The 19,703-nt window shown below is 61.8% G+C and carries 17 protein-coding genes and 1 pseudogene; 17 read left to right on the top strand and 1 reads right to left on the bottom strand.

All coding sequences use genetic code 11. The annotated features are described in order from the left end of the window. The first annotated feature begins 146 nt into the window (after positions 1-146). The 4 genes from ispG (at position 147) to CAY35_RS06300 (ending at position 5,105) form a co-directional block, all read left to right on the top strand. A complete protein-coding gene (gene ispG, locus CAY35_RS06315; RefSeq protein ID WP_101630705.1) occupies positions 147-1,283 on the top strand; it encodes a flavodoxin-dependent (E)-4-hydroxy-3-methylbut-2-enyl-diphosphate synthase in 1,137 nt (378 codons plus the stop codon). 68 nt (positions 1,284-1,351) lie between these two features. Beyond that, positions 1,352-2,230, top strand: coding sequence for a GNAT family N-acetyltransferase (locus CAY35_RS06310; RefSeq protein ID WP_181377513.1), 879 nt, complete (start codon positions 1,352-1,354; stop codon positions 2,228-2,230). Between the two features lie 191 nt (positions 2,231-2,421). Beyond that, positions 2,422-4,218: a proline--tRNA ligase gene (locus CAY35_RS06305; protein ID WP_109303811.1), complete on the top strand. Its 1,797-nt coding sequence runs from the start codon at positions 2,422-2,424 to the stop codon at positions 4,216-4,218. A gap of 95 nt (positions 4,219-4,313) precedes the next feature. After that, positions 4,314-5,105: a sulfite exporter TauE/SafE family protein gene (locus CAY35_RS06300; RefSeq protein WP_101630765.1), complete on the top strand. Its 792-nt coding sequence runs from the start codon at positions 4,314-4,316 to the stop codon at positions 5,103-5,105. On the opposite strand, the gene CAY35_RS06295 is transcribed toward CAY35_RS06300, so the two are convergent. After that, positions 5,102-6,106, bottom strand: coding sequence for a hypothetical protein (locus tag CAY35_RS06295; protein ID WP_146191931.1), 1,005 nt, complete (start codon positions 6,104-6,106; stop codon positions 5,102-5,104). The genes CAY35_RS06300 and CAY35_RS06295 overlap by 4 nt on opposite strands. A gap of 82 nt (positions 6,107-6,188) precedes the next feature. On the opposite strand from CAY35_RS06295, the gene rimP reads away from it, so the two are divergent. The 13 genes and pseudogenes from rimP to CAY35_RS06230 all read left to right on the top strand — a co-directional run bounded on the left by rimP (position 6,189) and on the right by CAY35_RS06230 (position 19,676). Next, a complete protein-coding gene (gene rimP, locus CAY35_RS06290) occupies positions 6,189-6,782 on the top strand; it encodes a ribosome maturation factor RimP (RefSeq protein ID WP_109303809.1) in 594 nt (197 codons plus the stop codon). 2 nt (positions 6,783-6,784) lie between these two features. Continuing rightward, the gene (gene nusA / locus CAY35_RS06285; RefSeq protein WP_101630710.1) at positions 6,785-7,765 is read left to right on the top strand and encodes a transcription termination factor NusA; all 981 of its coding nucleotides are present in this window, start codon (positions 6,785-6,787) and stop codon (positions 7,763-7,765) included. 55 nt (positions 7,766-7,820) lie between these two features. Then, the gene (locus tag CAY35_RS10035) at positions 7,821-8,141 is read left to right on the top strand and encodes a YlxR family protein (protein WP_375231760.1); all 321 of its coding nucleotides are present in this window, start codon (positions 7,821-7,823) and stop codon (positions 8,139-8,141) included. Between the two features lie 154 nt (positions 8,142-8,295). After that, positions 8,296-11,225, top strand: a pseudogene (gene infB / locus CAY35_RS06275) (translation initiation factor IF-2). Between the two features lie 216 nt (positions 11,226-11,441). Continuing rightward, complete coding sequence (gene rbfA / locus CAY35_RS06270; protein WP_109303808.1) at positions 11,442-11,870, top strand: 30S ribosome-binding factor RbfA; 429 nt, start codon at positions 11,442-11,444, stop codon at positions 11,868-11,870. A gap of 7 nt (positions 11,871-11,877) precedes the next feature. Continuing rightward, a complete protein-coding gene (truB, locus tag CAY35_RS06265) occupies positions 11,878-12,786 on the top strand; it encodes a tRNA pseudouridine(55) synthase TruB (protein WP_109303807.1) in 909 nt (302 codons plus the stop codon). 70 nt (positions 12,787-12,856) lie between these two features. Continuing rightward, positions 12,857-13,231, top strand: a complete 375-nt coding sequence (locus CAY35_RS06260; protein WP_309136530.1) for a hypothetical protein — start codon at positions 12,857-12,859, stop codon at positions 13,229-13,231. Between the two features lie 15 nt (positions 13,232-13,246). Beyond that, positions 13,247-13,690 (top strand): hypothetical protein, encoded by a 444-nt coding sequence (locus tag CAY35_RS06255; RefSeq protein ID WP_109303806.1) that lies wholly within the window; start codon positions 13,247-13,249, stop codon positions 13,688-13,690. A gap of 115 nt (positions 13,691-13,805) precedes the next feature. After that, complete coding sequence (locus tag CAY35_RS06250) at positions 13,806-14,801, top strand: bifunctional riboflavin kinase/FAD synthetase (RefSeq protein ID WP_109303805.1); 996 nt, start codon at positions 13,806-13,808, stop codon at positions 14,799-14,801. Between the two features lie 31 nt (positions 14,802-14,832). After that, entirely contained in the window at positions 14,833-15,693 is an 861-nt protein-coding gene (locus CAY35_RS06245; protein WP_258265668.1) for a class I SAM-dependent methyltransferase, read from the top strand. 245 nt (positions 15,694-15,938) lie between these two features. Further along, positions 15,939-16,208, top strand: a complete 270-nt coding sequence (gene rpsO / locus CAY35_RS06240) for a 30S ribosomal protein S15 (RefSeq protein WP_035756943.1) — start codon at positions 15,939-15,941, stop codon at positions 16,206-16,208. Between the two features lie 262 nt (positions 16,209-16,470). Further along, positions 16,471-18,699 carry a polyribonucleotide nucleotidyltransferase gene (locus tag CAY35_RS06235; RefSeq protein ID WP_109303804.1) on the top strand — a complete coding sequence of 743 codons (2,229 nt, stop codon included), beginning with the start codon at positions 16,471-16,473 and terminating at the stop codon, positions 18,697-18,699. A gap of 203 nt (positions 18,700-18,902) precedes the next feature. Then, complete coding sequence (locus tag CAY35_RS06230; RefSeq protein WP_109303803.1) at positions 18,903-19,676, top strand: cyclase family protein; 774 nt, start codon at positions 18,903-18,905, stop codon at positions 19,674-19,676. Positions 19,677-19,703: the final 27 nt, after the last annotated feature.

Here is a 19,703-nt window from a genome sequence, read left to right as displayed (position 1 = left end):
ATGGGAAGATAGAAGGCAACGGCAGAACGATGCGCTGCTGGCCGTGCGAGCGCGGGTATACCCTGGGCTTGAACGGGTTCGGTAGTGGATCCGTCCATCACGTATGAGTTCTTGGAGGACACCTCGTGTCATCGGTTAATTTGGGAATGCCTGCACCGCCACCATTGACGTTGGCGCCGCGTCGAAAGACCCGTCAGATGATGGTTGGAAACGTTGGTATGGGGTCGGATCACCCGATCACGGTGCAGTCGATGACGACGACGAAGACGCACGATATCGGCGCGACGCTGCAGCAGATCGCTGAGCTCACGGCCGCTGGCTGTGACATTGTGCGTGTCGCGTGCCCAACTGACAAGGACGCCGATGCGCTGAAGGTTATCGCTCAGCAGTCCACGATCCCTGTGATCGCTGATATTCACTTCCAGCCAAAGTACGTATTTGCCGCCATTGAAGCGGGCTGCGGCGCTGTTCGTGTGAACCCGGGCAACATCCGTAAGTTCGATGACCAGGTCGCTGAGATTTCCGCTGCCGCGAAGCAGTACGGGACGCCGATCCGCATCGGTATCAACGCCGGTTCGCTGGATAAGCGCCTGCTTGAGAAGTACGGCAAGGCCACCCCTGAGGCTCTCGTGGAGTCTGCGCTGATGGAAGCGGAGCTTTTCGAAGAGAACGATTTCTACGATTTCGGTATCTCCGTCAAGCACTCCGACCCGGTCGTGATGATTCGCGCCTACGAGTTGCTCGCCCAGAAGGGCGACTGGCCACTGCATTTGGGCGTGACCGAGGCCGGCCCTGCGTTCCAGGGAACCATCAAGTCCGCGACCGCATTCGGTGCTTTGCTGAGCCAGGGCATCGGCGACACGATCCGCGTTTCTCTTTCGGCACCTCCTGTTGAGGAGATCAAGGTCGGCGAGCAGATCCTGCAGTCGCTCAACCTGCGCCCACGCCAGCTTGAGATCGTGTCCTGCCCATCGTGCGGCCGCGCCCAGGTCGACGTGTACGAACTTGCGAACAACGTGACGGAAGGCCTCAAAGACTTCAAGGTTCCGCTGCGCGTCGCTGTCATGGGTTGCGTCGTCAACGGTCCAGGTGAGGCTCGCGAAGCAGACCTTGGTGTCGCTTCCGGTAACGGTAAGGGCCAGATCTTCGTCAAAGGCGAGGTCATCCGCACGGTTCCTGAAGACCAGATCGTGGAGACCCTGCTCGAGGAAGCCCACCGCATCGCGGAAGAAATGGGTGCTGACGAAACCGAGGGCGCATCGCCGTCGGTGTCCGTGCACTAGCCCAGTTCACTGCGCGCAGCTATTAGTCCATGGTGATTCGGCAGATCGTGAACCGGGCGGGAGCCCGTGTGGCTGATCTGCGCTCACCGGACCCGAGCGTCCGCACGTTGACCAACGCGGACGCCCCGGCGCTACTCGCGTTGATCGCGCGGAACCCGCTGCAGCACGCTTTTGTTCAGCAACAGCTCGATGTTGTGGACGGCAAGATCGATGTGTTGCCTGGCGCGCGCATCCTCGGCCGCTTCGACGATGCGGGAACGCTGGTTGCGGCGTGCTGGGTAGGCGCGAACGTGGTTCCTGTCACAAGTGATCAAGGCGATGAGGCGCGGGAACACGGCGAAGCGTTCGGGCGGCGGATCCTGACCAGCCGGAAACGCTACGCCTCGATCTTCGGCCCGAAGGCCGGGGTCGAAGGGATCTGGAGCGTTATCAAGACGAGCCCCGGGTTTCCTCCGCGCAGCGTGCGGCTGACCCAGCCGTTCATGTCGCTCGAAGGCCCTCCCTCCATCGAACCTTCGGGGCTTGTTCGGCAAGGCTACGTGAGTGATTTCGACGCGTTCTGGCCGGCATCCGTAGCGATGTTCACCGAAGAACTTGGTTATTCACCGCTCGATGTTGGCGAGGCTTCGTACCGCGCCCGCGTCAAACAGTTGCTCGCGTGCGGGCACACGATGCTGGAGCCAGGAGCCGCAGGAACAACGGTGAGGTTCAAAGCAGAACTCGGCATCGTGACGCGGGAAGCGACGCAAATCCAGGGTGTATGGATGCATCCAGACCAGCGTGGGCTAGGGCTTTCGGCAAGCCGCATGGCCGCCGTCGTCGAGCTAGCCCAACCGTGGGCACCGGTCACGACCCTGTACGTCAACGACTACAACCACGCGGCCCGAGCCCTCTACGAAAAAGTCGGCTTCCAGACCACCGGGACGTTCGCGACCATCCTGCTGTGACCATCGTGCGCCGCTAGCTACCTGCACCGCTAGATCAACCTGCGCCGTGAGCCACCGTGCGTTGCCTGTCCCGCTGGTTTGCTCGCGCAGACTACACTGGACACGAGCCGTGCCCGGATTCAACCGGTCAACGCATCCTTATTGCCGATTCACTCTGCACACGCCTATACACCCTTGAAAGGGGAGGCCCTGTGGTAACACGCCTTTCAACGTTCTTCCTCCGCACGCTGCGCGACGACCCAGCTGAAGCTGAGCTCGCGAGCCACAAGCTGCTGGTCCGCGCGGGCTACATCCGCCGCGCAGCGCCGGGCATCTACTCGTGGCTGCCGCTGGGCCTCAAGGTCCTGAACAAGGTCGAGAACATTGTGCGCGAAGAGATGAACGCGATCGGCGCGCAAGAAGTCCACTTCCCGGCACTGCTGCCCAAGGAACCGTACGAGGCGACGGGCCGTTGGGAAGAATACGGCGACAACATCTTCCGCCTGCAGGACCGCCGCAAGGCCGACTACCTGCTCGCGCCAACGCACGAGGAAATGTTCACCCTCCTGGTGAAGGACATGTACTCCTCGTATAAGGATCTGCCGGTGTACCTGTACCAGATCCAGACCAAGTACCGCGACGAAGCCCGCCCGCGCGCTGGCCTGTTGCGCGGCCGCGAATTCATCATGAAGGACTCCTACTCCTTCAACCTCGATGAGGAGGGCCTCGACGAGGCATATGCGGCTCACCGCGCGGCATATCTCAAGATTTTCGAGCGTTTGAGCCTCGAAATCCGCCCTGTGTTCGCGATGGCGGGTGCGATGGGTGGCTCGAAGTCGGAAGAGTTCCTGCACCCAACCGAAGTGGGCGAGGACACGTTCGTGGTGTCTCCGGGCGGTTACGCCGCCAACGTTGAGGCCGTGACGACGCCGCCGCTGGACCCGATCGACTACACCAACGCTCCAGCCGCCCACGTTGAGCTGACCCCGAACAGCGAGACCATCGAAACGCTCGTTGACGCAGCGAACGAGAACCACCCGAAGGACACCCCGTGGACTTCCGCGGACACGCTCAAGTGCGTTGCGCTTGTCGTTGTGACGCCGAACGGCGACCGCGAGCTTGCCGTGGTGGGCGTGCCAGGCAACCGCCAGGCTGATCTCAAGCGCATCGAAGCGACGATCGGCGAGCTCATGGGCATCGCCGGTGAATCCCAGGTTGAGGTCGCCACGGATGAAGACCTTGAGCGTCACCCGGAGCTCGTCAAGGGCTACATCGGCCCTGGTTTGTCGAAGGACGAGGCCGTCTTGGGCCGCGAGGCGCGTTCGGGTGTTCCGTTCTTCGTTGACCCTCGCGTTGTTGAAGGCTCGAGCTGGATCACCGGCGCGAACCTCCGCGACCACCATGTATTCGGCTTGGTTGCTGGCCGTGACTTCGGCTGGGACGGCGTGCTTGAGGCTGTTGTGGTCGAAGACGGCGATCCGGCACCTGATGGCTCTGGTCCACTGAAGACGACCCGCGGTATCGAGATGGGCCACATCTTCCAGCTGGGCCGCCGTTACGCTGAGGCGCTTGACCTGAAGGTTCTGGACCCGAACGGCAAGGCGCAGGTTGTCACGATGGGCTCGTACGGCGTTGGCGTGACCCGCGCTGTAGCCGCTATCGCTGAGGCCCACCATGATGACAAGGGCCTTGTGTGGCCGCGCGCCGTTGCTCCGGCCGATGTCGTGGTGATCATCGCCGGTAAGGGCGATGAGCTCACGGAGACGGCCGAGGACATCGCAGGCAAGCTCGATGAGGCCGGCCTGGACGTCATGCTTGATGACCGCGCGAAGGTTTCCGCGGGTGTCAAGTTCCGTGACGCTGAGCTGATCGGCATCCCGACCACGGTTGTTGTCGGCCGAGGCGTGGCCGATGGCGTGGTCGAGGTCAAGGACCGCGCCACCGGCGAGGCTGAGAACATTGCGCTCGATGCGGTGGTTGAACACGTCGCGCAGCTAGCGGCCCGCTAAGTTCACTTGACGCGTGTGGCCCGCAGGCATTGTCAGCGAGACAGTGCCGGCGGGCCACACGTGTGTCACGGGTTTACCATTGTGGGATGGACTACATCCTGACGGACACTGGCGCGCTCAATATCGGCTTGATTCTGTTGGTTTTGGGAGCCGGTTTCCTTGCGGGGTGGGTCGATTCGGTGGTCGGTGGCGGCGGGTTGATTCAGTTGCCGGTCGTGTTGCTGATTCCGGGTTTGAGCCCGGTCCAGGCTTTGGCGACGAATAAGGTCGGCTCGATTTTCGGGACCACGACCTCGGCGATCACGTATGGCCGGCGGGTGCGGCCGGATCTTGCGACGAGTCTCGGCCTGGCTGTGACCGCCGGGTTAGCCTCGGTCGGTGGGGCAGTGGTCGCCTCGGTGCTACCTACCGAAGTGTTCAAACCGATCATCCTGTTGGCGCTCATCGTGGTTTTCATTTTCACGCTCGCCAAGAAGAACATGGGCTCGGCCACGGTTTTGAAGCACGCGAGCATGAAGCATCACGGCCGTGCGTGGGCTATCGGCGCCGCGATCGGTTTTTACGATGGCGTGCTCGGCCCGGGCACGGGGTCCTTCCTCGTGATCGCGTTGGTCGGGATTTTGGGTTATTCGTTCCTCGACGGTTCGGCGCGCGCGAAGATCGCTAACTGGGCCACCAACTTCGGTGCTTTGTGCTTCTTCATTCCTGCCGGCCACGTTGTGTGGCCGCTCGGGATTGCTCTGGGCATCGCGAACATGTTCGGGGGCTATATCGGTTCGCGCATGGCGGTTTCGGCCGGCTCGCGTTTTGTGCGGATCGTGTTCCTGGTTGTGGTGACCGCGCTCATCGTGAGCGTCGGTGCCGACACGGTGCGCCAGTTCGTTTAGCGCGTATGCCCCGCAAGCTGGAACGCCAAAGCGACCAGCACGATGCGCGCCTTACCTTCGTAGTGCGGCGCGAGCCGCTGCAGCGGCTGTGCTAGTGATGCCTTCGCGGCAACGAGCTTTTCTGGTCCTGCAGCGAGGTACTTATCGCGGGGCCCGATGGTCGTGGCGGCATACGGATGCCCGGACGCTTTCCCGAGGCCTAAGGTGAGATCGCGGGACGCTTCGAACCACTGTTGATTCGCGGTCGTTGGGGTCCGGTAGGTGATGATGCGCGCGGCTTCGGTGATCTTGGCCGACGTATCGCCAGCGCGATCCCACAGTTCGGCCGCACGGTCCGCTTCCGTTGGCTGTGCTTTCGCAACGACCTTCTCCAAAGCCGCAACCGGGTCAGTGACCTTAGCGGAAGCTGCAGCTTTCTTGACCACTGCTACCGCATCGTTATCCACCGGCGGGGCGCCGGCCTTCTGGGAAGCCGCATATAACGCAATCGACGCCGCGATCAACCGGTCCACATCGCCGCGGTTCAGTGGAGTGTCTTTGGGCGGGCGCAGCGCCAGCCGCATGAGCTCACCCGAAAACACAGACGCACGTTTCGCATTAGCCTGACCGCTCGCTTTGCGTGACGCGACGAGTTCTTCGATCTGCCGCATCTCACGGTTAGAAACCGGGCCGCCCCACGCTTTCGCGCCGCTAAACAGTTCATATGCGCTCCGCGCGGCCTTCGTGACGTCCTCGCCGCTGTGAGCTTTCTCAACATACGCAACCAAGACCCGCGCGGAATACACGGGGTTCTCCTCAGTGCGCATAACGGACTTATAAGCGACCGCATCACCAGGGCGGGCATTCGCAGAATAGCCCGAAGTCGTGGTCGTGACGCCCAGCCAGCATGCGCTCACCATCAGAACCGACACAAAGGCGCGAGCGAGCCGAACACCCGGGTGTGATGCCCTGCCATAAGGGCGGCTGGCGGCGCGAGCCGCAGAATTCTGAATTGAACGCATACCGCTATAGTCCCATGCGGGTAGTGTAGATCTGTACAGGCAACGCACAAACCGTACAGGCACAGCGCGACGAGAGGAAAGCATGTCAGCCCACAACGTGTCGACCCACGAGGGTTCGCCATGGTCACCGCAAGCCATCACAGAGGCCATCGAGCCTGTGGTGAGCCAGGCTGGCCTGATCGTTGAAGACGTGACCGTCAAAGGTGGGGACACGCCAACCCTGCAGATCATCGTTGACCTCCCAACCGGAACGGATGCGGTTGAGCTCGATGTTCTGGCCGAGGTTTCGCAGCAGGTAGGCGAGGTTCTGGACGAGGGCTTGCTGGCTTCCTCTGGTGCCTACGAGCTTGAGGTTTCCTCTCCGGGCGCTACGCGACCGCTCACACAGCCACGTCACTTTCAGCGCAACGTGGGGCGCGTCATCCGCGTTGTCGGCGAAAATGAAGACTTCACCGGAACCGTTCTGGAAGCCGATGACGCCGGCATCGTTATTGCGCCGATCAAGCCAGCCCCGAAGAAGGGCATGAAAGATAAGGTGCTTGACCCTGTGCGTCGCGAGTATGCTGACATTCGTCGCGCAAAGGTAGACATCGAAGCCACCGCGGCGGCACGGTTGGCGGCAGCACAAGCTGCCGAAGAAGCTGCAGAGCCAGGTCTAACGGGCGAGGAGGCCTAAGAATGCATATCGATATGACGGCGTTGCGTCAGCTTGAAAAAGACCGCGACATCCCACTGGATAGGCTTATCAACGCAATCGAACACGCGCTTGTCCTCGCATACGACAAGGAACCTGGAGCGATCCGCGGGGCTCGCGCTGAGCTTGACCGCAAGACCGGCGTCGCCACCATTTGGGCGCCAGAGGTCGACGAGAACAACCAGCGCATCGGTGAGTTCGACGACACCCCGGCAGACTTCGGTCGCGTCGCCGCTGCCACGGCCCGCCAAGTGATCTTCCAGCGCTTGCGCGACGCCGAAGACGAAGCCGTTCTGGGCACGTTCCGCGACAAACAAGGCGAGATCCTCTCCGGCGTGATCCAGCAGGGCCGCGATCCGCGCATGATCCAGGTCGACCTCGGAACCCTCGAGGCTGTTTTGCCGCCACCAGAGCAGGTTCCGGGCGAGGACTACAGCCACGGCCGTCGCCTGCGTGTGTACGTAACCGATGTGCACCGCGGCCCTAAAGGCCCATCGATCACGGTTTCGCGTACCCACCCGCAGCTCGTGCACAAGCTCTTCGAACTTGAGGTCCCGGAGATCCAGGAGAAGTCGGTCGAGATCGTCTCGATCGCTCGCGAAGCCGGCCACCGCACCAAGCTCGCGGTACGCGCTCGCGTTGAGGGTCTCAACGCCAAGGGCGCATGCATCGGGGAAATGGGTTCCCGCGTACGCGCAGTGATGAGCGAGCTCAACGACGAGAAGATCGACATCATCACGTGGGATCCAGACCCTGCACAGTTCGTGGCCCACGCGCTCTCTCCCGCCAAGGTCCTCTCGGTTGAAGTTCTCAACGAAGACCTCCACCACGTCCGCGCGGTCGTCCCGGACGATCAGCTCTCTTTGGCGATCGGCAAGGAGGGCCAAAACGCCCGTCTTGCGGCCAAACTCACGGGCTGGCGCATCGATGTTGTCTCGCCTGCTCGTCAAAGCGCTGTAGACTAGAGGGGTCAGACGTTTAGCCTGGCGCGCCCGAATACAGGCCTCACGATGGGAGCTCGTGGTGAACAACGGTTCTTCACGCGGCCCCATCCGCACCTGCATCGGCTGCCGGCAAACCGATGACCAAGCCGTTCTTTTACGGCTAGCGCAAGAGTCCGGAAGCACGAGAGTGGTTCCGGATCCGCAACGCCGTAAAACGGGACGCGGTGCTTGGGTGCATCGCGACCCCGAGTGTGTACGGCGGGCAGTCTCTCGCAACGCGGCGAACCGAGCCTTCAGGGCTCAGGTCGTTGTAGACGAAGAGGAACTGCTTGCCGTCATCAACCTGGGCACAACCCGTGTCCAGGGCTCAACCATGACCGACCAGAAAGCGGGTTAAGAAGAGTGGCAACCCGATGAACACGCAACGGTGATGGGCCAGAGATGAAAAACCTCAGGCTCGGAAATCAGCGTGCGTTCCGCTTGGCGGAGCGCACACCACGAAATCTACGGTCCGTGGTCTTACGCGAAACGTGCAACGCTTTCACTAGCTGATGCGCGTCAGCGCAGAAGGATACGCGGACCAGACTAGGAGAATTGTGGCCAAGAAGGTCCGCGTACATGAGCTCGCTAAAGAGCTCGGCATTCCATCCAAGGAAGCCATGGCAAAACTTGAGGAGATGGGCGAGTTTGTCCGCTCAGCTTCCTCCACGATCGAGCCGCCGGTCGTCAAACGCTTGCGTGAAGCATTCCCAAGCGCAGCAGGCGCCGATTCCGCTCAGCCGGAACAGCCTAAGGTCAAGACGGCACAGGTTCAGGGTGCTGGCACCCGTACCTCCGATCCGGCACCAGCGGCTCCAGCTAAGCCAGCTGAAACCACGCCTAAGCCAGCCGCTAAGCCGGCAACCGCTAAGAAGGCAGACACCGCAGCTAAGCCTGCCAAGCCTGGCCCGAAGCCAGGCCCTAAGCCTGCCGCAAAGGCAACGGAGAAGCCTGCAGCTAAGCCAGCATCGGACGCTAAGCCAGCCGCAAAGAAGGCACCGGCAGCACCTAAGCCGACCCCAGGCGCGGCAGCACCGAAGCCTGGCCCGAAGCCAGGTCCACGTCCGGGCAACAACCCGTTCAGCACCCCGTCTCAGGGCCGCGGCAACGACGCCGGCCCACGTCCACCACGCGGTGGCGCACGCCCAGGCCCACGCCCAGGCGGCCAGCGCGGTGGCGCTCCACGCCCGGGCAACAACCCGTTCGCAAGCCAGCAGGGTATGCGCGGCGAAGGCGGCGGTGGCCGCGGTGGCCAGCGCCAGGGCGCAACGGGTGCAGGCGGCCCACGTCCGGGCGCACCACGCCCACCACGCGGCGCAACTCCGGGTGGAGGCGGTCCACGCCCTAACCCGAACATGATGCCTAAGAAGCTCGACCTCAACGTCAACCAACCGGGCCCAGGCGGCCGCGGCGGCGGTGGCGGACGCCCAGGTGGCGGTCGCTCCGGTGGCGGCGGCGGAGGCTTCCGCGGTGGCCGTGGTGGCGGTCGCGGTAACGCAGCGGGCGCATTCGGCCGCGGTGGTCCACGTCGTGGTCGTAACCGTAAGTCGAAGCGCGCAAAGCGCCAGGAGATGGAGCAGCAAGGCGCACCAGTCATTGGCGGCGTGGTTGTTCCACGTGGCGATGGCGAAACTGTGGTGCGTCTGCGCCGCGGTGCAACTCTGGCGGACTTCGCTGAGCGCATCAAGGCAGATCCAGCGGCACTCGTGACCGTGCTGTTCCACCTCGGTGAGATGGCTACGGCTAACCAGTCGCTCGACGAATCGACGTTCGAGATCCTCGGTGAAGAGCTGGGCTACAAGGTCCAGGTCGTCTCGCCTGAGGACGAAGAGCGTGAACTGTTCGAGTCCTTCGACATCGACCTCGAGGCCGAAGAAGAGGCCGAGACCGATGACATGCTCGAGCCACGCCCACCAGTGGTGACCATCATGGGTCACGTCGACCACGGTAAGACCCGCACGCTGGATGCGATCCGTCGCTCCAACGTGATCGAAGGCGAAGCCGGCGGCATTACCCAGCACATCGGTGCATACCAGATCTCCACGATGCACGAAGGTGACAACGGTGAAGAGGAACGCCTCTTGACCTTCATTGACACCCCTGGTCACGAGGCCTTTACGGCGATGCGTGCCCGCGGTGCCAAGGTCACCGACATCGCGGTCCTGGTTGTTGCAGCTGACGACGGCGTCATGCCGCAGACGGTTGAAGCGCTCAACCACGCACAGGCAGCAGATGTGCCGATCGTGGTTGCAGTCAACAAGATCGATAAGCCGGAAGCTAACCCTGAGAAGGTCAAGGGTCAGCTCGCCGAGTACGGTCTGGTTCCTGAGGACTACGGCGGCGACACGATGTTCGTGCCGATCTCCGCTAAGCAGGACATGGGTATCCACGACCTGTTGGATGCGATCCTGCTGACCGCGGACGCAGCACTTGAGCTGCGCGCTAACCCGGACAAGGACGCTCGCGGTATCGCGATCGAAGCGAACCTCGACAAGGGCCGCGGTGCGGTCACGACCGTCCTGGTTCAGTCCGGTACGCTCGCGGTCGGTGACACGATCGTTGCGGGCAAGGCGCATGGTCGCGTTCGTGCGATGTTCGACGAGAACGGCGAAGCCTCGACGTCGCATTGCCATCGCGTGCGGTCCAGGTTCTGGGTCTTTCGAACGTTCCACGCGCAGGTGACACGTTCATCGTGACTCCGGACGAGCGCACGGCACGTCAGATCGCTGAGCGCCGCGAAGCCGCGGACCGCAACGCGATGCTCGCTAAGCGCCGCAAGCGCATTACGCTCGAGAACTTCGACGACGCTGTCGCTGAAGGCAAGATCGATACCCTCAACCTCATCCTCAAGGGTGACGTCTCGGGTGCTGTTGAAGCACTCGAGGATTCGCTGCTCAAGATCGATGTGGGCGACGAGGTTCAGCTGCGTGTTATCCACCGTGGTGTGGGCGCTATCACCCAGAACGACGTGAACCTGGCAACGGTCGACAACGCGATCATCATCGGCTTCAACGTCCGCCCTGCGGAACGCGTTGCTGAGTACGCCGATGAAGAGGGCGTCGACATGCGCTTCTACTCGGTCATCTACCAGGCGATCGAGGATATCGAGAACGCACTCAAGGGCATGCTCAAGCCTGAGTACGAGGAAGTCGAGCTCGGATCCGCGGAGATCCGCGAGGTCTTCCGCTCCTCGAAGTTCGGTAACATCGCCGGTTCGATCGTTCGTAACGGCCTCATCCGCCGTAACGCGAACGCTCGCTTGGTGCGTGACGGCAAGGTCGTCAACGACAACCTCAAGATCGAGTCGCTGCGTCGCTTCAAGGACGACGCCACCGAGGTCCGTGAGGGCTACGAATGTGGTATCGGCCTGGGTAGCTTCAACGACATCAAGGAAGGCGACATCATCGAGACGTGGGAGCTTCAGGAGAAGCCACGCGTCTAATGCGATGAATCGAGTGAGATGAACCTAGCGTGATGAACCGCTCCACAGGCGGTGAACGCTAACGAAAGCCCGCGGCGGGTTGAGCGCATATGTGCGCTTGCCCGCCGCGGGCTTTCGCGTTGCAGGAAGACTACGCAAGCACCGATAGGATAGAGGGAGCGAAATTATTGTTGATAGCGCACATCAGAATCGTGGTGCGCGGGAGAGGAGCACATCATGACTGGTTCGCCTCGTGCAGCTAAGTTGGCTCAGCGCATCAAGGTTGTCATGGCGCAGGCTCTCACGAAGGTGGTTCGTGACGATGCGATGGAGTCCGTCACGGTCACGGATGCGCGCGTGACGAATGATCTTCAGAACGCGACCGCCTACTACACGGTTTTCGGTGACGATGAGCAGAAGGCTTACGTCGCTGAGCTGTTCGAAACGAACCGTGGGCGCTTGCGCAAGGAGTTGGGTTCGCAGTTGACGACGCGGTTGACCCCAACGCTTGAGTTCGTTCCGGATGAGGTTCCGATGAACGCCTCGCACGTCGAGGATTTGTTGCGTGCAGCGCGGCAGAAGGACGCGGAGGTCGCCGAGCTTGCTGCGGGTGCCGAGTACGCGGGCGACGCTGATCCGTATAAGGAAGCGGAAGAAGAGGCTTAAGCGCTGTATGTCGAAAGCGCAGTCTGAACCGACCCCTGGTCTGGTTGTTGTTGATAAGCCCGCGGGTATGACGAGCCACGATGTGGTGGGCCGTTTGCGGCGCCTTGCTGGCACCCGCAAGGTGGGGCATGCGGGGACGCTGGATCCGATGGCGACCGGCGTCCTGGTTGCTGGCGTGGGACGAGCTACCCGGCTCTTGACCTACATTGTGGGCGAATCGAAGACCTACGCGGCGACGATCCGCTTGGGCCAAACCACAACAACCGAGGACGCTGAGGGCGAGATCCTTGAGCGTCGTTATGTTGCGGCGGTGACACGCCCACAGCTTGACGATGCGGTTGCCGGGTTGACGGGCGAGATTCAGCAGGTTCCGTCTGCGGTGTCTGCGATCAAGGTGGACGGTAAGCGCGCGTATCAGCGGGTGCGTGACGGCGAGGACGTCCAGTTGGAAGCCCGCTCGGTCACGGTGAACCGTTTCGATGTTTTGGATGTTCGCCGTGCCGATGACGGCACCACGATGGACGTCGACGTCATGGTCGATTGTTCCTCGGGCACGTATGTGCGCGCTTTGGCTCGGGACTTGGGCGAGGCTCTCGGTGTGGGCGGTCATTTGACGGCGTTGCGACGCACGCGTGTGGGCGGTTTCAATTTGGGTCATGCCCGTACATTGGAGCAGCTGGGGGAGCAGTTCAGCGTGCTGTCGTTGGCTGATGCCGCGCGCCGGCTGTTCCCGGTGCGTGAGGTGAGCGACGAGGAAGCCTTCGAGCTGGGGCACGGCCGTCGTATCACGCCGTCGGAGTCTGCGGACGTGACGGCGGCGATCGACCCGGCTGGCGAGCTGATTGCGTTGATTGAAAACAAGGTTCAAGGAACGCATTCGATGGCGAAACCGGCTTTGGTGTTCGCCCCACGGTAGGCCGCGAGCCGTTCTCAATAGCTGTTCTAGTTTCAAAGTTGTTTCGGGGGAGAAATCAGTAGCCGTGTTGATGGATGGCTTCGCGATCGCAGGTGTTGTGGTGTGCGTTATCTCTATGGTCGTTGGTATAGCGATGACGGTCATGCGCACGTTTCCCGCGGACTCGTCGATTCTGAGCCTTGTCCTGGTTGAGCTGTACCTGGTCGTGTATGGCGTTCAGGCGGCGATTCGGCATGCGGGCTCGCAGCCGCTGATAGGCGCCGCATGGGAGTTCTGGGGATACCTCGCAACCGCGTTGTTGCTGGTCCCGCTGGCTGCGTGGTGGGCGATCGGCGACAAGTCCCGGTGGTCTAACACCGTGATGGCCGCTGCCGGTTTCACCGTTTTGGTGATGTTGGTGCGGATGCAACAGGTATGGCACGGGCAGGGCTTTTTCGCCGGCTAGGAATTGATGAGTGGAATGGATAATCACGTGACGGATACAGCGCAACAGAGCAACCCAGTGCAGACGAAGAACAAGGGTCTGGGCCGCATTTTGGTTGCGGTGTATGGCGTGTTTGCGTTGTCGGCTTTCGCGCGTTCGGCGTATCAGATCTCCACTGAATTCTCGGTTGCACCGGTTGCGTTCACGCTTTCGGCTCTCGCGGCCGTGATCTATATTGTGGCGACGGTCGCGCTAGCGATGCCGGGCATCAAGGCCTGGCGCGTAGCGTTCGCGGCGGTCATCGCGGAGTTCGTGGGTGTGGTTGTGGTTTCGATACTGTCCTACGCCTCGCCAGAACTGTTCCCTAAAGCGAGCGTGTGGAGCCACTTCGGCCAAGGCTACGGTTATGTACCGTTTGTTCTGCCGATCATCGGTTTCTTGTGGCTGTGGGCCCACCGCCCTAGCAAGGCAGCGGCGTAGGTAGCTCTGCAGCACAGCCAAGAGTGCCGCGTAACTGCGCCCCGCATCGGCGGCTAGCTTGTTCGTGAGAGAATAGCGCCGGGCGTAATCGATCTTCAGCACGCGAGGAGTCTTTGTGCATATTTGGACGGATCCTGCCGAGGTTCCGGAGTCGTTGACGTGTTCGGTGGTGACGATCGGTAATTTCGATGGTGTTCACCGCGGCCACATGGCTTTGCTGGATCGCGTTGTGAAGCTCGCTTCGGCGGCGGATGAGCCGTGCATGGGTGTTGTCATGACGTTCAGCCCGCATCCGGCCACGGTGCATAGGCCTGCGTTTGCGCCGGTTCCGATCATGGCTGATGAGATCAAGGATACTCACTGCGCGGAGGCCGGGATTGACGCGGTTTTGCGCTTGAATTACACGTGGGAATTCGCGCAGCAGACCCCTGAAGAGTTCATCAAGAATTACGTCGTTGATGTGTTGCATGCTCGCGCTGTGGTCGTGGGCGAGGATGTGCGTTTTGGGCTTGATAACGCGGGCGACATCAACGTCTTGCGTGAGCTCGGTGAAAAGTTCGGCTTCGAGGTCGTCACGCTTTCGGACGTGGGGGAGCAGCGGCGCTGGTCCTCGACGTGGGTGCGTGAGGCTCTCCAGGTTGGCGACGTGAAGTCCGCGGCTGAGGTTTTGGGGCGTAACCACCGCATGTACGGGACCGTGGTGCATGGTTTTGCGCGCGGCCGTGAGCTGGGTTTCCCGACCGCGAACTTGTCGGATGACGCGACCGGTTTGATGCCGGCGGACGGCGTGTATGCGGGCTGGTTGATCGATGAGGCGGGCGTGTGGTGGCCGTCTGCGATATCGATTGGCACGAACCCGACGTTTGACGGCGTGGTGCGCGTGGCTGAGGCTTTTGTGATGGACCGGCCGGAGGGTGAGCAGATCGAGGAGTTCAACCTGTACGACCAGAAGGTTGTGCTCGAGTTCGTGGATCACTTGCGCCCGACTGTGACGTACCGCGGCCCGGAAGCGTTGATCGAGCAGATGCACGTGGACGTTGAACGGGCTCGCGAGATTCTGCGTGGGGATGCTGACGCTCGTCCCGACGTCGTCAAGGTAGCCGCCGGCTGATGGCGGTTGTGGTTTGACGGATCGTGTGCCGATGCCTGACGGCAGCATGACTCGGGTTCCGAATCTTCCGCAGAGCGGGCCGAATCTTGGTGCTGCTCAGCGTTCGCAGATCGGTTCCGCGTGGGCTGGCTCGGGCGCAGATTACGATGCGGTAAGGCCGAGCTATCCTGACTGGTGCGTGAGCTGGCTGCTGGGTTCTGAGCCTGGTCGTAGCGTGGTTGAGGTCGGCGCGGGGACGGGCTTGTTCACGCGCGACTTGGTTGCGGCAGGGCACCGGGTTGTGGCTGTTGATCCGTCGGCCTCGATGCTCGAGGTACTACGCGAGCAAGTCCCGAGCGTCGAGCAGGCCCTGGTTGGCACAGGGGAGTTGACCGGACTGGAATCGATCGGTCTGGATGCCGGAGCCAACGCCGATGCCGGTGCTGACGTCGATGCAAGCCCAGCAGCCGATGCGGTGGTTGCCGCGCAGGCATGGCACTGGGTTGATCCTATTGCGGCGGGGGCGGAAGCGGCCCGCTTGACGACTGGATCCGCAAGCCCTGTGTTGGGTCTTGTGTGGAATCAGCTGGACGTGCAGGTTCCGTGGGTACACCGTTTGGCGCGCATCATGCACGCGGGGGACGTGCATCGGGACGCCGAGGTCGCGGCCCAAGCTGGACCTTTGTGGCGCATCGAAGAGGTCCGGGAAGACCACTGGACCCAAGAACTCAGCGTCGAGCAGGTTTTCGAACTGACCCGCACGAGGGCATATTGGCTACGTTCCAACCAGAAAACCCGGGAGCGCGTGGAAAGTAACTTGCGCTGGTACCTGCACGAACATCTGGGGCATAAGCCGGGCGAGCGCATCGACATCCCATACCGAACCCTTGCGGTACGCAGCATGCGCGTGTGAGGTGAACGCGCATCGGCGCTGTATGTATTGAGCGCATCGGCGCTGTGTGCATTGAGCACATCGGCGCTGTGTGCATCGAGGCTGTGTGCTCGTCGCGGGCTCTTGATTGTCTTGATAGACTTACAGATGGTGTTAGCTGCAGTCCGCGGTGGCTACCATCCCCGGCGACGATGGCCCAGCAACACGAGCTGAGTGCGATCCCGCGCGGGTTCACTGTACGCGGCACACTCTCAAGGAGTAAACACATGGCTCTTGACCAGGCCGTAAAGCAGGAGATCATCAAGGAATACGCGATCCACGAGGGCGACACCGGTTCCCCTGAGGTTCAGATCGCTGTGATGTCCCGCCGTATCTCTGACCTGACTGAGCACCTCAAGCATCACAAGCACGACCACCATACCCGCCGTGGCCTCATGGCTCTGGTTGGTCGCCGCCGCCGCATGCTTGGCTACCTCAAGTCTGTAGACATTGAGCGTTACCGTTCGCTGATCGAGCGCCTCGGTCTGCGCCGATAATGTCTCACGTGTTAACGCCCCGGAAACCCTTCCGGGGCGTTAACACATCAGAAGTTCAAACATCAATATCTAATCCAATACATAGTCAAGAACGTTGACGCCCAAGACGTTCGCGTGTGGTCCTCGGTAGTGGCCCGCGGTGCAGCACAAACAGATGTTCGTCCTCAAGAGGACGACCAGATAGCAGTACCGATGGCCTCGATCGAGCACCAACCGCGAAAACGCGTTTCGTTGTTGACGTGCATTCTTAGGAGAAAACTTAGTGGAAGCTACTGATATTCAGTACTCAGAGGCCGTGATTGACAACGGCCGTTTCGGTAAGCGCACCATCCGTTTCGAAACCGGCCACGTAGCCAAGCAGGCTGCGGGTTCGGCGATGGTGTTCCTCGATGACGACACCTCGATGCTTTCGGCGACCACCGCCGGCAAGCACCCGCGCGAAGGCTTCGACTTCTTCCCGCTCACGGTTGACGTCGAAGAGCGCATGTATGCCGCGGGTAAGATCCCGGGCTCGTTCTTCCGCCGCGAAGGCCGCCCATCGACCGAGGCGATCCTCGCGTGCCGCCTCATGGACCGCCCGCTGCGCCCATCCTTCGTGAAGGGCCTGCGTAACGAGGTCCAGATCGTGGTCATGGTGACTTCGATCAACCCAGAGGACTACTACGACGTGGTTGCTATCAACGCGTCCTCGATGTCGACCCAGCTCTCCGGTCTGCCGTTCTCTGGCCCGATCGGCGGCGTCCGCATCGCCCTCATCGACGACGGTGAAGGCGCACAGTGGGTTGCTTTCCCAACCAAGAGCCAGCTCGATGACGCCGTGTTCAACATGGTTGTTGCCGGCCGCGTTGCTGGCGATGACGTCGCGATCATGATGGTTGAAGCTGGCGCTACCGACCACGCATGGGACCTCATCCACGGCCGCGGCGTGACCGCACCGACCGAGACCGTTGTTGCTGAGGGCCTCGAGGCAGCTAAGCCGTTCATCCGCGCCCTCGTTGAGGCTCAGGCAGACCTCGCATCCCGCGCCGCTAAGCCTGCTCGCGAGTTCCCAATCTTCCTCGATTTCGAGGACGACGCATACGAGGCAGTTGAGAAGCTCGCATCCGCGAAGCTTGCTGACATCTACCAGATCGCTGACAAGCAGGAACGCCAGAACGCCGACGACGCACTCAAGGAAGAAGTCCTTGAAGAGCTCGCGGGCGAAGGCAAGGCGTTCGAGGAGCGCGCCTCCGAGATCTCCAAGGCGTACGGCGCAGTCACCAAGCACATCGTGCGCCAGCGCATCCTCAAGGACCAGGTCCGCATCGACGGCCGCGGCCTGACGGACATCCGTCAGCTGCTCGCCGAGGTTGAGGTTCTGCCTCGCGTTCACGGTTCCGCGATCTTTGAGCGCGGCGAAACCCAGATCATGGGTGTCACGACGCTCAACATGCTCAAGATGGAGCAGCAGATCGACTCGCTCGCCCCTGAGAAGGCGAAGCGCTACATGCACCACTACAACTTCCCACCGTTCTCCACGGGCGAGACGGGCCGCGTTGGCTCGCCGAAGCGCCGCGAGATCGGCCACGGTGCCCTCGCAGAGCGTGCGCTCGTTCCGGTTCTGCCTTCGCGTGAAGAGTTCCCTTACGCGATCCGCCAGGTTTCCGAGGCGCTCGGATCCAACGGTTCGACCTCGATGGGTTCGGTCTGCGCATCGACCCTGTCGATGTACAACGCTGGTGTTCCGCTCAAGGCTCCTGTTGCAGGTATCGCGATGGGTCTGGTCACCGACACGGTTGACGGCGAGACCCGCTACGCAGCCCTGACCGACATCCTCGGCGCTGAAGACGCGATGGGTGACATGGACTTCAAGGTTGCCGGTACCCGCGACTTCATTACCGCGATCCAGCTGGACACCAAGCTCGACGGCATCCCAGCATCCGTGCTCGCCGCCGCGCTCAAGCAGGCTCACGAAGCCCGCGTCCACATCCTGGATGTCATGGACTCCGCAATCGACTCGCCAGACGAGATGTCGCCATACGCTCCACGCATCATCTCCCTGAAGATCCCAGTGGACAAGATCGGTGAGGTCATTGGCCCTAAGGGCAAGATGATCAACCAGATCCAGGAAGACACCGGCGCTGAGATCTCGATCGAGGACGACGGCACGGTTCTGATCGGCGCTACCGACGGCGCTGCAGCTGAGGCGGCACGCGCAACGATCAACGCGATGGCTAACCCACAGATCCCCGAGGTTGGCGAGCGTTACCTCGGTACCGTCGTCAAGCTGACCTCGTTTGGTGCGTTCATCTCGCTGACCCCGGGCAAGGACGGCCTGCTGCACATCTCTGAGCTGCGTAAGCTCAACGGCGGCCAGCGCGTCAACGACGTCGAGGACGTTGTTGGTGTGGGTCAGAAGCTCCAGGTTGAGATCACCAAGGTCGACGACCGCGGCAAGCTCTCGCTCGCGCCAGTCGTTGACGAGGAAGAAGGCGAAGGCGACGCCGAATAATCTCGCGTGATCGCTTGAGCTGATTCGCTCATTCGCGTCAGGGCCCCGGAACCTCACAAAGGTTCCGGGGCCCTGTGCGTGATGCGAGCACATCGTGCACCCGCGTCATGAGATGTCATTCGTTTGGGTTGCGAGTGAGGCGTAGATCACGATAGTAAGCATTGTTAGTGAAACATGATGGTGTGATCGCTTATGGAGGACGCATGTCTGCGGTAGAAGCTTTTATGGCAGGGGTGTCTTCGGGTTCGGTTGAGATGGTGGATCTCACGGCGCCGCTGTCGTCTGAGACGCCTACGTTGACGTTGCCTGACCCGTTCCCGAACCTGGATGATTTCAGCCTCGAGCAGGTTTCGGCCTACGACGAGCCGGGCCCGTTCTGGAAGCACCACAACATCCGCACGGGTGAACACATCGGAACCCACTTGGATGCCCCGGTCCACTGGATTAGCGGCCGCGACGGCAAGGATGTTTCGGAGATCGAACTTCCGCGGCTCGTGGGCCCTGCGGTGGTCTTGGACTTCACCGCTGAGGTAGAGGCTGATCCTGACTTCTTGGTCGACGTCGAGCACCTGAAGGCGTGGCAGGAACGCCACGGCGCCTTCCCCGAAGGCTCGTGGCTGCTGTTCCGCACCGGCTGGGATCAGTACGATCACAGCGAGGAATCGTTCCTCAACGCGGACGAAACCGGTTCCCACACCCCGGGGTTCACGGTTAAGTGCGCCCGCTACATGGCAGATGAGCTGCCGATTTCGGGTATGGGCGTTGAGACCGTCGGCATCGATGCGGGCCGCGGTGGGGAACAGGACCCTCCGTTCCCGGTGCACTACTACCTTCTGGGCGCGGATAAGTACGGGATCACGTCCCTCAAGAACCTAGCGAAGCTGCCGACGACGGGCGCCATGATTTCCGTGGCCCCGCTGCCTATCGTGGGCGGAACGGGTTCCCCGTGCCGCGTCTACGCGTTTGTAGAGAAGTAAGGTTGACATCTCGAAGCACTGAATAAT

It is taken from the genome of Pseudoglutamicibacter cumminsii (genome assembly GCF_003143995.1).
GTDB classification, from domain to species: Bacteria; Actinomycetota; Actinomycetes; order Actinomycetales; family Micrococcaceae; genus Pseudoglutamicibacter; species Pseudoglutamicibacter cumminsii_B.
Note: the sequence above shows the minus strand (reverse complement) of the source record. Positions and strands in the feature narration are given on the sequence as shown.

Bases quoted from the DNA above. Each gene is read 5' to 3' on its own strand.
- ispG (WP_101630705.1), top strand. From the start codon at position 147: ATGCCTGCACCGCCACCATTGACGTTGGCGCCGCGTCGAAAGACCCGT.
- CAY35_RS06295 (WP_146191931.1), bottom strand. From the start codon at position 6,106: ATGCGTTCAATTCAGAATTCTGCGGCTCGCGCCGCCAGCCGCCCTTAT.
- rimP (WP_109303809.1), top strand. From the start codon at position 6,189: ATGTCAGCCCACAACGTGTCGACCCACGAGGGTTCGCCATGGTCACCG.
- nusA (WP_101630710.1), top strand. From the start codon at position 6,785: ATGCATATCGATATGACGGCGTTGCGTCAGCTTGAAAAAGACCGCGAC.
- rbfA (WP_109303808.1), top strand. From the start codon at position 11,442: ATGACTGGTTCGCCTCGTGCAGCTAAGTTGGCTCAGCGCATCAAGGTT.
- truB (WP_109303807.1), top strand. From the start codon at position 11,878: ATGTCGAAAGCGCAGTCTGAACCGACCCCTGGTCTGGTTGTTGTTGAT.
- CAY35_RS06260 (WP_309136530.1), top strand. From the start codon at position 12,857: ATGGATGGCTTCGCGATCGCAGGTGTTGTGGTGTGCGTTATCTCTATG.
- CAY35_RS06255 (WP_109303806.1), top strand. From the start codon at position 13,247: ATGGATAATCACGTGACGGATACAGCGCAACAGAGCAACCCAGTGCAG.
- CAY35_RS06245 (WP_258265668.1), top strand. From the start codon at position 14,833: ATGCCTGACGGCAGCATGACTCGGGTTCCGAATCTTCCGCAGAGCGGG.
- rpsO (WP_035756943.1), top strand. From the start codon at position 15,939: ATGGCTCTTGACCAGGCCGTAAAGCAGGAGATCATCAAGGAATACGCG.
- CAY35_RS06230 (WP_109303803.1), top strand. From the start codon at position 18,903: ATGTCTGCGGTAGAAGCTTTTATGGCAGGGGTGTCTTCGGGTTCGGTT.